The 12,606-nt window shown below is 32.6% G+C and carries 15 protein-coding genes; 7 read left to right on the top strand and 8 right to left on the bottom strand.

Translation table 11 applies throughout. The annotated features are described in order from the left end of the window. Window positions 1-17: 17 nt before the first annotated feature. Window positions 18-758 (bottom strand): hypothetical protein, encoded by a 741-nt coding sequence (locus tag J2S05_RS16675; RefSeq protein ID WP_306984786.1) that lies wholly within the window; start codon window positions 756-758, stop codon window positions 18-20. 570 nt (window positions 759-1,328) lie between these two features. On the opposite strand from J2S05_RS16675, the gene J2S05_RS16670 reads away from it, so the two are divergent. Then, complete coding sequence (locus tag J2S05_RS16670; RefSeq protein WP_306984784.1) at window positions 1,329-1,679, top strand: hypothetical protein; 351 nt, start codon at window positions 1,329-1,331, stop codon at window positions 1,677-1,679. Between the two features lie 52 nt (window positions 1,680-1,731). Here the strand turns inward: J2S05_RS16670 and J2S05_RS16665 are convergent, their stop codons facing one another. Further along, window positions 1,732-2,226, bottom strand: coding sequence for a hypothetical protein (locus J2S05_RS16665; RefSeq protein WP_306984782.1), 495 nt, complete (start codon window positions 2,224-2,226; stop codon window positions 1,732-1,734). 76 nt (window positions 2,227-2,302) lie between these two features. Next, on the bottom strand, window positions 2,303-2,740 hold the full coding sequence (locus J2S05_RS16660; RefSeq protein ID WP_306984780.1) for a hypothetical protein: 438 nt from the start codon (window positions 2,738-2,740) through the stop codon (window positions 2,303-2,305). Window positions 2,741-3,183: 443 nt separating this feature from the next. Here J2S05_RS16660 and J2S05_RS16655 point away from each other — a divergent pair, with 443 nt between their 5' ends. Beyond that, complete coding sequence (locus J2S05_RS16655) at window positions 3,184-3,312, top strand: hypothetical protein (protein WP_306984778.1); 129 nt, start codon at window positions 3,184-3,186, stop codon at window positions 3,310-3,312. A gap of 410 nt (window positions 3,313-3,722) precedes the next feature. Here the strand turns inward: J2S05_RS16655 and J2S05_RS16650 are convergent, their stop codons facing one another. From J2S05_RS16650 to J2S05_RS16635, 4 genes are all read right to left on the bottom strand, one after another. Continuing rightward, complete coding sequence (locus tag J2S05_RS16650) at window positions 3,723-4,139, bottom strand: hypothetical protein (protein WP_306984776.1); 417 nt, start codon at window positions 4,137-4,139, stop codon at window positions 3,723-3,725. 66 nt (window positions 4,140-4,205) lie between these two features. Continuing rightward, window positions 4,206-4,538, bottom strand: coding sequence for a hypothetical protein (locus J2S05_RS16645; RefSeq protein WP_306984774.1), 333 nt, complete (start codon window positions 4,536-4,538; stop codon window positions 4,206-4,208). An 82-nt stretch (window positions 4,539-4,620) separates the two neighbouring features. Continuing rightward, window positions 4,621-5,664 (bottom strand): flavin-containing monooxygenase, encoded by a 1,044-nt coding sequence (locus J2S05_RS16640; RefSeq protein ID WP_306984772.1) that lies wholly within the window; start codon window positions 5,662-5,664, stop codon window positions 4,621-4,623. Window positions 5,665-6,244: 580 nt separating this feature from the next. Beyond that, window positions 6,245-7,432, bottom strand: a complete 1,188-nt coding sequence (locus tag J2S05_RS16635) for an alpha/beta hydrolase (protein WP_306984770.1) — start codon at window positions 7,430-7,432, stop codon at window positions 6,245-6,247. 325 nt (window positions 7,433-7,757) lie between these two features. On the opposite strand from J2S05_RS16635, the gene J2S05_RS16630 reads away from it, so the two are divergent. The 4 genes from J2S05_RS16630 (at window position 7,758) to J2S05_RS16615 (ending at window position 11,221) form a co-directional block, all read left to right on the top strand. After that, window positions 7,758-8,351: a TetR/AcrR family transcriptional regulator gene (locus J2S05_RS16630; protein ID WP_306984769.1), complete on the top strand. Its 594-nt coding sequence runs from the start codon at window positions 7,758-7,760 to the stop codon at window positions 8,349-8,351. 96 nt (window positions 8,352-8,447) lie between these two features. After that, complete coding sequence (locus tag J2S05_RS16625) at window positions 8,448-9,455, top strand: DJ-1/PfpI family protein (protein ID WP_306984766.1); 1,008 nt, start codon at window positions 8,448-8,450, stop codon at window positions 9,453-9,455. 28 nt (window positions 9,456-9,483) lie between these two features. After that, on the top strand, window positions 9,484-10,098 hold the full coding sequence (locus J2S05_RS16620; protein WP_306984763.1) for a DUF2306 domain-containing protein: 615 nt from the start codon (window positions 9,484-9,486) through the stop codon (window positions 10,096-10,098). 601 nt (window positions 10,099-10,699) lie between these two features. After that, window positions 10,700-11,221: a cupin domain-containing protein gene (locus J2S05_RS16615; protein WP_306984762.1), complete on the top strand. Its 522-nt coding sequence runs from the start codon at window positions 10,700-10,702 to the stop codon at window positions 11,219-11,221. 160 nt (window positions 11,222-11,381) lie between these two features. Here the strand turns inward: J2S05_RS16615 and J2S05_RS16610 are convergent, their stop codons facing one another. Continuing rightward, entirely contained in the window at window positions 11,382-11,720 is a 339-nt protein-coding gene (locus tag J2S05_RS16610; RefSeq protein ID WP_306984760.1) for a DUF4363 family protein, read from the bottom strand. Window positions 11,721-11,823: 103 nt separating this feature from the next. Between J2S05_RS16610 and J2S05_RS16605 the strand changes: the two genes are divergently transcribed. Further along, window positions 11,824-12,528 carry a DUF421 domain-containing protein gene (locus J2S05_RS16605; RefSeq protein ID WP_306984758.1) on the top strand — a complete coding sequence of 235 codons (705 nt, stop codon included), beginning with the start codon at window positions 11,824-11,826 and terminating at the stop codon, window positions 12,526-12,528. Window positions 12,529-12,606 lie beyond the last annotated feature (78 nt).

Here is a 12,606-nt window from a genome sequence, read left to right as displayed (position 1 = left end):
TTATTTTACCCCGTATCTTATTTATAATTTTGAGACCACTCTACAAATGCTCCATTTTTAGCAGGTTGTGACCAACTACCAGTGTATTTCTTGCTTTTCTTGTTACTTTTATAAGCTGACCATGTGCCAGTGTCACGGAAAGGAGTTATATAGTATATAGTAGTATTATAACTTGATTTTTTATCTGGTCCAGTAAATTTTCTATTAACAGTAATTGTTTTACTTTTTGTACTTTCCATACCTGAAGTAATACTTCCACTAAGCCCTGAAGGCAATGAACCTCCACCAGTTAAAGAAACAGTTCTTTTATTGGTAATAGTATAACTAGAAGACAACGTCGTTGTTGCTCCTCTTGCCACGCTTATAATTTGTTGAGCACGTCCATTAACGTAAGAGCCAGTAACTTTTTTTGAAACATTCCAAGTAGCAGCTGCCATTAAATTAAAAGTATTATCGGTATCAATTTCATCGTTTTCATTTAAATATTCTTCATCGACTTCATTGACTTCATCGCCATCATCAATACTATGAATCGTAACACTATCGCTTTCATCGTTTAAATCCGCACTTTGATCAACGATAGTCTGCAACATTGAATCAGTAATTTGATCAATATCAATATCTTCTTCAAAATTTACTTCAATCTCATTATCATACTTATTAACTATAATTACTGAGTCATTCTCCTCAGCATTAGCATACCCCATAGGTATAGCTGCTACAAGTGCCACCAACAAAGCTCCTAGATACTTTTTCATTATTATCCTCCACAATATTCAATTTTATGTCAAATATTTCAACACATAAAATATATTAATATATAGTTATGTTTTAGTCTATAGTTTCTAGGATTTATTTATAAAAATTTTATAATTGAAACCAGACTGTGTATTAGCACTTATTTTCGATACTATATAACCTAGATCATTAAAAAAGTACCAAAGCCCTGAGAGCCTTGGTACTAATGATATGCGGTTGAGAGGAGTCGAACCTCCACGAGTTTAACCTCACTAAGCCCTCAATTTTGCGAAACGGTAGAAATGACTACATAGACCTCATTTGGCTATATAAAACCCCTCATTCATACACCTAGTTCAGTTTAAATCGTATGGCTATGGAAAGAATTTGGAAAGATTCATGCACAATAAAAACGAACAAAATGTCATTTGAAGTAACTAATGTTCGCTTAAATTCTAAGGTATTGATTCTGTAAAAACGAGTAACTACTTAGCTAACCTCTTGATAACTCTCGATAATGAGAGACCTGTTGAGAGCAACTTCTTAATATGAGAAAATGTACTCCTAACATTAAATTAGGAGGTACAGTATTGAAAAATAAAAGATTAAGCTTGATGATAGTTGTAACCACGATCACATTTTTTTGCTTATCCACATATTTATTTTTAAATGGAAATCCATACATCCATTATCAAATGAAGCAAAGTGTACAAGAACATTTTGATAAGGATGGAGCATCACGTATGCTAAATGTTCATATGAAATCTAAATATAATAGAGATGCCGAAGTTTACCCGTATTTTGTAGAAGTATACTTTGATATGAATGGTATTAAAGGTGACTATCATTATTATGTTTATGAAAATAATAAAGTTAAAGCTACCGTTGCTTTCTCAGAATCACGCGAATCCATTGACGGGCTAGAGCTATTTGCAGATTAAATCCACTCTTAGTCTACGTTATTATTTTCTCTAATACAAACCAAACTTACAATCACCCCAACTGATATAATTTCTTATTTTTTTGAATCTCCTCTTCAAGTAAGAGTTTAATTTTAGGGATATAGTTTGGATAAAATTCAATTCTTTCATCAGTAATACTATCTAGGGCTCTGATAATAATATGCACATGTGGTATAGAATTTTCTTCAATATGAAATATTCCTAACCAATCGTATTTTTCATCATTATGAACCTCTAATGTGTTAATTGCTTTAAGTATATGATTAAACATATGTCGTCTAGAGTATTGTTCATCATAAGTAATAATTAATCTAAAGCCAGGCACATTGCCTTTTGGTTGATGATTTAATTTTTTTATAAATTCCCTTGGATTAATCTCATTTGAATGGTCGTTGAAAAGATACGTTTTATATTTGTTTCTCTTTCCGATCATTTCTATATACTTTAGATGATTCTTTAATGACGTTAAAGGCATAACAGAATCTTGTTTAGCTTCATACATTTGTACTTTAATAATAAGAATCATCCTCTCCACATAAAAAACACAATAAAATTAAATACCTTTGTCCTCAAAACGTTAAGGGATTTCTATAATCACTTTGCTAATAATTAGAAATGTATTGTTGAATAGTATCTTGGACTTCTTCAATACCATCCCCAGTATAATAATCATCTCCTATTAAAAGCTCCTTTGAATTAATAAATCCACTGATTGTTTGGTTACTCTTTTGTTGATTTCTCTTTACAGCAATATCTAAGGAGTAGTCCTCTTTTATATCACCATTACCTATAGATGAGGTTAAAACAATTCCGGATATCTGCTTTTTAAATTGATCAATCGAATCTTCTCCAGTAATAACTACCACACTGTTTGTGGTAGTGTCTTCTAATCGAATGGATTCTATCCCATAATTAATTTCTATTAGATCAAATATCTTGCCTGTTGTTGTACTATTTTTATTTTCATTTATGACATGATGAAAGAAATTAATTCCTAATAGAACGATCAAGGCGACTCCCCAGTAAATCATCTTTTTCATGATATCCTCCGATTGATAAATAGAAGTATTTAGTTTATGTAAATTCAAAGTTAATAATAATGCCCTTTCTAAATGATTAAATTACAAATAAAAAAAGCCCATTACCAAATGGGCATATTTATCCCTTGGTGACAGGCTCCTCCAAAATAACGATTATCAAATTGTTTTCTCTTAAGTAGAGTTTATTATACATGAAAGAACTATTAAATACATCTTAATTTTCCTAAATACCAATAGTAATAAAATCCATCTCTATTTGCTTAACTTTACCCTCAATTTTCATTACTAAACATCATTTGAAAAGCAGAAGTTATAAACTCAGAACTAAAATTCGTATTCTCTAAATTATGTATTTATGCGAAGTTCTGAGGATGAGCCCTTAATTAATTGAGAATAATAAATACAGAATTAAATAATAGAAAAAATTATTGAGGTGATAACTTTTGATGAAATTTCTTATGGAACACCACAGTTTATTTGGAGTAATGACCGTAACTATTTTTTATTTTGCTGTTGGATGGAGTATTTATGCTGTTTCAAGATTAGGAAAAGAAAAAAAGAATGAAGAATAATATGGATTAAAAATAACCATTCTCGTATAGAAATAAATAATTTACTCCAATGAGTTCTCTTTTTATACTTTTCTAATTTATAAGTAAATAAACAAAAAAGCACCCTATTTTCTAGGTGCTAAATATTTTTATTTTAAATGCGGTTGAGAGGAGTCGAACCTCCACGAGTTTAACCTCACTAAGCCCTCAATTTTGCGAAACGTTAGAAATGGCTACACTAACCTCAAATACCTATATAAAACCCTTTATTCTTACACCTATTTCAGTTTAAATCGTATGGCTATGGAAAGAATTTGGAAAGAATTAAAGTTAAAAATAACGAACGATAGTGAATCCAAATCAGTTAACATTCGTTTTTAAAAATTGGATCTATAACACTTTCATTCTTAAGTAAATTAACTTCCTTAAACCTAAAACTTTGATACCACAAGATCAATTAATATATTTGTCATCTCTTCAGATACAGTGTATAAAGTATACGTATCATCGTCCTTCATTAGAGTACTCCTTTTGTTCGGTTCAGTCACCCATAAACATACTTGCTCAGTCTCTTCAGTTGCATAAGTTATATTCAAGCTATAGATAGGCTCTGCTATCTCAGTATTACCATTCATTTTTTCTGTATCATCAAAGACTTTTTGAAATTCTTTGACTAACTCCTGATCATCAACTTTAAAAGTCTCTTTATTTCCAATCAATTGCTGAATTTCAATACTCTCAATATCACCAGTTAAACCAATGTCATTCGCTCCAGAGTTATCATTACAACCAACTAATAATAAACTGACAAGCGCTAAATTCAGCAACACTTTTATTGAGATTCTCATTCTACATAACACCCCAAATACTTTATATTAATGATTTAATTAAATTGTATTTGTGTTTTCGTTTTATTACCCTTCTACCAATGCATAATAATAATGTGTTTCTCCATTATCTTCTACAATTAAAACATCATCTCTTTCTTTTGCTTCAAAGATTATAGAACCTACTGATAACTTATTTGCCATTTCATTTGAATAATCATAATTTCCTTCCGTAGCTTGTTCTTTTATTTCTCCCACTTGTTCGCCTTTCGTTAATGTTAATTCGTCTACCCAATCAAGGTTCGTTTTATATATAATTCCGTGGTACATCAAAATATCAGCTTCTGAATTCCCTTTAAGAATTTCTTCTGCTGTCAGATTTTTCTTCACTGTTAGAAACGGACGTTGGATCGTTATCATTAGAACATCCTACAAATGTTAGTACTAATCCAATACAAAAGATATACAATATTTTTTTCATGGAGCACCTCTCATAATTTTATTAACTACTCTGACTTTTTAAAATGAGTTTTGCAACATAATTAGCATCCTTATCTACACCATAAATCAAAGCAGAACTTCTTCGACTTTGCCAGCTTAGACCTATAAAGTAGAGTCCATTAACCACTGACTCACCGTATGAATGAACAGGCTTTCCTTCTGAATCAACGACTCCATCGATATGAATCCAATCATATCGGTTTCTAAAACCCGTTGCCCATATTATAGAGTTTATCTCTATTGGATGATCTTTTTGAAAATAGCTTTTCCCTCGTTCAATTTTTAATACTCTACTTACCCTCTTCACTTCTTTCTTTACACGTTTATAATCATTACTGATGATAGGGTCTCTTCTCTGTAGGTACTTTCCAATTAATGAATTGGGTTTCGCTTTGGATATGCCAAGTACGTCAAGCCACCAAAATAAACTCTTACCTACTATATGATTAGGAATGTTTTTAATCTTTTTACTACTAGACAGAATGACATCATGGGAATGGCTTAACTCTGCTGCAATTTGTACTCCTGTATTTCCAGCGCCTACAACTAATACCTTTCCCTCTGGGACTTGGTTAGAATTTTTATATTCTGATGAATGAATCATATAAGGAATTGTCTGGTCATGGATGTTAGGAATAAAAGGATCATGAAATGCTCCTGTAGCTACGACTACTTGATTAGTAATATAAGTATTTGAATTAGTCTCTAAACTGAATGTATTATTCTTGTTCTTTGTAACATTTATCACCTTTTCATTGTGTTTAATAGATAAGCCATTTTCCATCACGAACTTTTGCAAATATGAAGCAATCTCGTCTTTACTAGGGAACCCTTTCAGTTCTCCCTCTATATTATATTCGTACAAAGAGCTATAATTCCTTGGTGTAAATAAGGTTAATGAATCATATCTCTTCTCCCACGAAGTACCTGGTTTTTCATTTTCATCAAGTATAATGTAGTTAGTACTTTGTTGATTTAATGCGTAAGCCATTGCTAAGCCTGCTTGACCTCCACCAATTATAATTACTTCATATGTATCTATCATTTTAAACCTCCTTGTAAATAATATTCAAACATATGTTTTAATGTTAGAATGTATGATATGGATGAAAAAGTCAATATCTTAATATTAGGTTTTGATTTTATAATTATAAATAAAAAAGCACCAAAGCTCTAAAAGCCTTGGTACTAATAGGTATGCGGTTGAGAGGAGTCGAACCTCCACGAGTTTAACCTCACTAAGCCCTCAATGACGTGGAAACGTGTTATCTCCTCCAAACACGCACACCACTTACACGTATTTACGCCCATTTCATATAAAATCGTTCATTTTCAAATAACGTGGTGAAAAATTGGTGAAGCTAAAGAAACACTGATTCTCGCCAATTACAATCCATTTGCAAGTATACTACATTAACAAAAACCGAATATAAAACCTTTTTTTTATTATAAAGTTCGATTTTTAACTTCTAAGCTTTTATCTTTATTTTAATATTTAACAAAATACTAAGTTTCACTACCTTATATTCCTTATGTTAATTCACCTTTTCTTTCTCAGCTATGTACTAGTCTTTATAGATTGTAAGATTTTATCAACAGAAATTATGACCGAAATTATTATTAAATCAATGATTATTAGAAGCTGTAACAGCTTCTTTCCAACGAATACCGATACCTTCAGATAATTTTTCTGTAATTTCTGAATTGTGATTATTTCTTAGATACTTATCAAAGAACATAATATGATAATGAGAAAGGATATCTCGCAACAGTGCCTTTTTCCTTTTCCCCAATACTTTTAGAAATTTTAATTGTCTAGCGTAATAAATAAAATCAGTGAAATCCATATGTGTCGTATGATCAACAGTAATAAGATATGAGTCCGCTGAGTTCTTAAGAAAGGTAGTACGGGCCAGATACTCTATCATCTTACTTCCTATGACCATATAAGGTTTGTTTAAATTTTTATCCCAAAACTCACCATAGGTTGGAGCATCAATATTTATACCGCAAACAAATCTTGAGTCATCCAGGCAGACTTGGCTTGCAGCACATCCCCCGTACGAATGCCCAGTGATCCCAATACCATTACGTATATTTAACTTGCCTTCAAACTGAGAAGGAATAGATCCATCATCTAATTGCTCCATCATATCCGCTATGAAACGATTATCATCCGACCAAATTTTTACATGGTCCCATACTTTCGTATCTTTAAAATAATCAAAAAAATCAGCTGCAATAGGAAGTAGTTCTTCGTCAATGTAGTTATTCTTTTTCATTTCCTTAAATTTCTTATTTACATTGGAATCCATTGTACGTTTGAATTCTTCAATTATTGATTTGTTGGCTTTGACAATTTGACCATCAGTATATTTTAAAATGCTGGTCTCATATGGGTGTCCTACAGAAACAACAATGTACCCTTTACTAGCTAAGTCAGAGCAAAGAACTGAGTTTTGCATCATATGACAATTATAACCATGATTAAAAAAGATAATAGGATACTTGTTTTGTTTTGTTGAAATAGGTATATCACGATAGCAGTTCATTTTTATATATTGACTTTTTGAAGAAACTAAACCACGAGTAGCTTTATTAATGCTTTCGGCCTCTTCTTTAAACGTATAAAGTGCTTTAGTTTTTTCAAAGTTGTGATCAGCCGGATAAAATATAATAATAGGGATCTTTCTATCATTATTTTCTGATGATCCAAATAATTTTTTTCTATTTTTATCAATAAAATCCATCTCAGTTAAACCGACTACATAGTCTCCATATGGTTCGGGAAATTCCTTGTTATTTTGGAACAATATTTTCACCCTTTTCTATGTTAAACGCAAACCGAAGATTTCTTAGAGAGTCTTGTATGCAGACCACTCAAAACACGTTATTACTCATAATGATATCACTAGTAAGGTATTTTTCAAGGAAATGAGGTCATTAGATATAGCGCATTATGTATTTTCAAAGAAAACCCTTCCGCTCTTCGTACTCGCTCCGGCTACACTTAACTTTATGTATCAATATTAATGATTAACTATTGTATACTTGTAACAATCAGACTGAATGATTAGAATTAAGCATGGATAAATTCAGATCTACAGAATGGAAACTATTAAATTGGAGGCAAACACTGTGAATAAAAAAGATGATACGTATAATTTAATTCTCGATCAGTCGCTATTATTATTTAATACAAAAGGAATTCATCAAACATCCATTCAAGATATTATGGATATTACTTCATTACCTAAGGGAGCTATATATCGGAGATTTAAAAATAAAAACGATATTGCTCTAGCTGCTTATGAAAAAGCAGGGATGATTATTTGGTCGCATATGAAAGAAGCGATTAAAGGAAAAAGCACTGCAACGAAAAAGATAATTGCACTATCAGAAATTTACTTAGATGCCGTCCACAACCCCCCAATTGAAGGAGGTTGTCCATTGCTTAATACTGCAGTTGAAAGTGACTCCACTTTTCCTGAATTAAAACAAATCATGTCGATAGCCTTTCAAGAAATGATTCAATTCGTATCAGGAATTATTAGCGATGGAAAAGATAGTGGAGAATTTTCACAGGAAACAGACCCTGATTCACTAGCATCATACATTCTATCTTCAATGGAAGGGTCCATAATGACTAGCAGGTTAACGTTAAACAATGAACATATTTATTCAAACATAAAGTATTTGAAGGTCCTATTAAATGGTTTCACAAAAAAATAAAATGTATAAAAACATTGTATTTCCAGTAGTAGTATTGTTATAATCAAATCGGACCGGACGGTTCGGTCTAAAACTATCTACTAACGAGGTGCCATAATGAATATTCAAATTGTCTTGTTTGAAGGTGTAGATTTATTAGATGCCATTGCTCCCTACGAGGTTTTTAGTGCAGCTTCAATGTATACTTCCGAGGATATCACGGTTGAGTTTGTCGGAGCTGATGATAAAGAACACGTTTTAAGTGGAATTAACGATTATCCTCTCACTGTGAGCCATAAACTAGATTTTTCAAAAAAAGGTATCATTTTAATCCCTGGTGCTTCTGGGAGTGTAAATGAAAATGATCCAGATTCTGTTCCGATGAAATTAAAGAGAGCTTCTGAAACAGGACTGAGAAAACAAATAATCGAAGCCATTAATGATCCCGAAATGTTAGTGACATCTGTTTGTGGCGGTTCATTAATTATGGCTATGTCTGGAGTACTGGAAGGTCGTCATGTCGTTACCCATTATATGGGGATGGACTTATTATCTGCTACTGGAGCCATTCCAATAAATGCAAGAGTAGTAGATGATGGAGATATCATATCAGGAGCTGGGGTAACTTCCGGATTGGATTTAGCGATTTATGTAGTTGAACGAGAACTTGGCCCACGCATTGCACACGAAGTTGAACAGTTCTTTCAATACGAAAAAAGAGGTACTGTATGGAAAAATGAAGGAGTCGAACCAATTTTATCAGACATCGCAAAGGAAGAAAGTGTCTTTCATCAAGAAGAGAAAACCGAAAATCTAGATCAACACGATCTTTTAGGTGATTGGGAAGTGTCCATATCAACACCTGTCGGTAAAATGCAGCTTATCTATACATTTATAAATAAAGACGGAGTATTAACTGGTACAGCCACTGACCGTTCAGATAAAGCGAATGTATCACTTCTCGAAGAAGTTCAAGTAAGTGAAAAAAGTATAACTTGGACACAAAAAGTCAAAAAACCAATGTCGTTAAAACTAAAATTCGAGGTACATAAAGTAGAGAATCAATTAAAAGGAGTAGCGAAAGCCGGACTCATTTCTTCTAAGGTTATCGCAAAACGAGTTTAATGATTTGTTATAGATGGGATTTTCAAATATGAAGAGAAAAACAATCATTATTACCTTATCTGTTATATCTTTTATGTGGATTCTTCATACAGTGTCAAAAAACTTTCTAGTTGACCCAGAATTCACAACCTTTTTAGGAAATAAAGATGCTACATTGTCTAACGTGAACCTTTGGAAGATTATGATACAGATTCATATTATTTTAGCCGTCGTAGCGTTAATGACGGGCCCATTAGGATTATCAAAACGAATAAGAAACAAAAGGCCAACCATTCACCGTTGGAACGGCAGAATATATATTCTTTCTATACTCTTAAACATGATACCTGGATATTATGTATCTTTCTTTGCCAACGGTGGCTTCATAAGCACTATTGGCTTTCTTATCCTAAACACACTTTGGCTGATGACTACAATAAATGGGTATCTCTATATTATAAAGAAGCAAATCAGGCAACATAGAAATTGGATGATACGAAGCTTTATGTTAACTTACGCTAACTTGACAATATATATTGTCGTAGCTATTTGTCATAATGCGTTGGGATTTGATTACGGACATGCGTATACCCTCGCTGTATGGTTAGCATTTACAATTAACTTGATAATTGCAGAAATAATAATCAAAAAGACTAAAATATAAATAAGAATGAGACAATACTCAATGGACTTTTTCAGACCATCTTCATTTAATGTAGGAATTACACGTAAGTTCATAGATACTCATTGTGTTTCATTTCTCAATTCTTATATATTGTACTCCATGTATAAGTCTGTAAATAGATTGTCTAACACCATTTAAATTTTCAGTGTGAAAAACTTATTTTACTATCAAATTTTCTAATTAATAAAGAGTGGGTAAATATATTTTTTCAGACTAGAAAAAAGTACCAAAGCTGATTTAATAGCCTTGGTACTTTCTTAATTAGTTTAACTTAATGCGGTTGAGAGGAGTCGAACCTCCACGAGTTTAACCTCACTAAGCCCTCAACTTTGCGAAACGGTATAAATGACTATATTAACCTCATCCAGCTATATAAAACCCTTCATCCTTACACCTATTTCAGTTTAAATCAAATGGCTATGGAAAGATTTTGGAAAGAATTAACGTAAAAAAAGACGAATGTTATCCTTCTATTTAATGAGAACGTCTGTTTTACTATATTTACTGACTATCCCTGACTATCAAAGAACTCTTATTAGGCAATTGCATATACTGAAAAATAAAACTAAGGAGAGACGCCATGTACTATTATCAGAACAGTTTCTACCCCCGCCTACCTTTTCAACGCGATTTTAGATACTACCCAAATTATCAAACTCACTATATGAACAGAACAGTGCCATACCAACAACCAAAAACTGATTTTGGTAAGGAACCTTTTACTTTAAACATCGCACAAGCATCGAAAAATAACAACACGTATCGCACCGCCATTTGGACGGGCGAACATCTACAAGTAACTTTGATGAATATAAATATAGGTGACGATATTGGCTTAGAAATCCACCCTGACACGGATCAATTCTTACGTATAGAACAAGGTCAAGGGTTACTTCAAATGGGAGATAATCCAAACAATCCGAATAATTTAACGTTCCAAGCAAATGTATTTGAGGATAGTGCAATCATGGTTCCCGCTGGCACGTGGCATAATGTTATTAATACTGGTCCAATCCCTTTAAAAATTTATTCCATTTATGCACCTCCACACCATCCTTATGGAACTGTACAACAAACGAAAGCAGATGCAATGGAGTCTTGAAACCTGAAAATTTATGTTTTTTATCGTATGATCAAGCACCTAACATCCATTGCAAAAATATAATAAATAGTCCGGTTTGCCCTTCTTCCACACTCCTTGATGTTTTACATCAAGGATTTTTTTATCTCAAAATAAGATCGGTAGCCTAACAAAGCTCTTCCTATAATGAGTATATATCTGCAATAAGGGATCTTGCGCTTGCCAATTCAATTCTCACGTTTATGATATCCTCTTCCTTTACTCCTGCAATGATTTTTTGAATGCTTTCATTTAATCCCTCATACTCCCCTTCATCGCCAATTAACTGTAATTTCCATTTGTTAGTTTGATAAAGCTCTTTGAATTCATTCGCATGTATTTCAATTTGATCCCAATCTGATTGGTTTAATGCCTCTTCAAGCTGATTCACTTGCTTAAAGAAGTGACTGCTACCGACTGCATCACTACACCCAGTAAGCACGATCAATAGCATTATATAGAACACAATTGTCTTTATCATAAAAAGACCTCCTAAAAGTATGAATACGTATGAATACGACAATTATTATTACCCAATAATAAAGAAAGATTACATACTAAAAAGCATGAAATGGAGAAAAAAGATGCCTGAATTTGTTTTAATTTTAATCCGCTCGATTATATCGTTTCTTTTGTTAATGATAATGGCAAGAATAATGGGAAAAAAGCAAATCTCACAGCTTACCTTTTTTGATTATTGTGTAGGTATTACAATCGGATCAATAGCTGCAACTATGTCTGTCGACCAGAATGTCAAAATAACCAACGGTTTAATGGCGTTACTTATTTGGGGGATTTTCCCTATCATTTTAGCCTTCTTGAGTTTAAAGTCTATGTGGTTTACAAAAATGATTGATGGTAGCCCAACAATTTTGATTCAGAACGGTAAAGTTCTTGAAAAAAACATGAAAAAAAACATGCTATCCGCAGATGAACTCATGCTGTTACTAAGGGAGAAGGGTACTTTTAAAGTTTCAGATGTGGAGATGGCTATTTTAGAGACAAACGGACAGCTTAGTATTCTGTTGAAGTCTGATCAACAGCCCATTACACCTCATACGTCAGGTATTCCTATTCAACAGGAACATGGTCCGACGATCTTGATTATGGATGGTCAATTACTTAAAAAGGGCTTAAAAGAACGCGGTTATGCAGAAGAGTGGTTACTAAATGAGGTACAGAAGCAAGGGGCTAAAGATTTCAAAGATGTTTTTCTTGCCCAAATAGATTCTAAAGGAAATGTGTATGTGGATGTATACGAAGACAATGAGAAAAAGGAAGAAAGTTGAAATTACGTGACTTCTTCTTTGCCATGTTATCAGCTTCAAATTCATTGTTTATTAACTCTTATCATAATAAACTTTAAA

The sequence above is a fragment of the Alkalicoccobacillus murimartini genome (assembly GCF_030813245.1).
Classification (GTDB): domain Bacteria; phylum Bacillota; class Bacilli; order Bacillales; family Bacillaceae_D; genus Alkalicoccobacillus; species Alkalicoccobacillus murimartini.
The sequence above is the reverse complement of the archived record's forward strand: the minus strand, read 5'-3'. Positions and strand labels throughout refer to the sequence as shown.

What these genes read in the sequence shown, in the direction of transcription:
- J2S05_RS16665 (WP_306984782.1), bottom strand. Translation starts at nt 2,226, where the DNA reads ATGATTCTTATTATTAAAGTACAAATGTATGAAGCTAAACAAGATTCT.
- J2S05_RS16615 (WP_306984762.1), top strand. Translation starts at nt 10,700, where the DNA reads ATGTACTATTATCAGAACAGTTTCTACCCCCGCCTACCTTTTCAACGC.
- J2S05_RS16620 (WP_306984763.1), top strand. Translation starts at nt 9,484, where the DNA reads ATGAAGAGAAAAACAATCATTATTACCTTATCTGTTATATCTTTTATG.
- J2S05_RS16645 (WP_306984774.1), bottom strand. Translation starts at nt 4,538, where the DNA reads ATGATAACGATCCAACGTCCGTTTCTAACAGTGAAGAAAAATCTGACA.
- J2S05_RS16650 (WP_306984776.1), bottom strand. Translation starts at nt 4,139, where the DNA reads ATGAGAATCTCAATAAAAGTGTTGCTGAATTTAGCGCTTGTCAGTTTA.
- J2S05_RS16605 (WP_306984758.1), top strand. Translation starts at nt 11,824, where the DNA reads ATGCCTGAATTTGTTTTAATTTTAATCCGCTCGATTATATCGTTTCTT.
- J2S05_RS16625 (WP_306984766.1), top strand. Translation starts at nt 8,448, where the DNA reads ATGAATATTCAAATTGTCTTGTTTGAAGGTGTAGATTTATTAGATGCC.
- J2S05_RS16640 (WP_306984772.1), bottom strand. Translation starts at nt 5,664, where the DNA reads ATGATAGATACATATGAAGTAATTATAATTGGTGGAGGTCAAGCAGGC.
- J2S05_RS16675 (WP_306984786.1), bottom strand. Translation starts at nt 758, where the DNA reads ATGAAAAAGTATCTAGGAGCTTTGTTGGTGGCACTTGTAGCAGCTATA.
- J2S05_RS16660 (WP_306984780.1), bottom strand. Translation starts at nt 2,740, where the DNA reads ATGAAAAAGATGATTTACTGGGGAGTCGCCTTGATCGTTCTATTAGGA.
- J2S05_RS16610 (WP_306984760.1), bottom strand. Translation starts at nt 11,720, where the DNA reads ATGATAAAGACAATTGTGTTCTATATAATGCTATTGATCGTGCTTACT.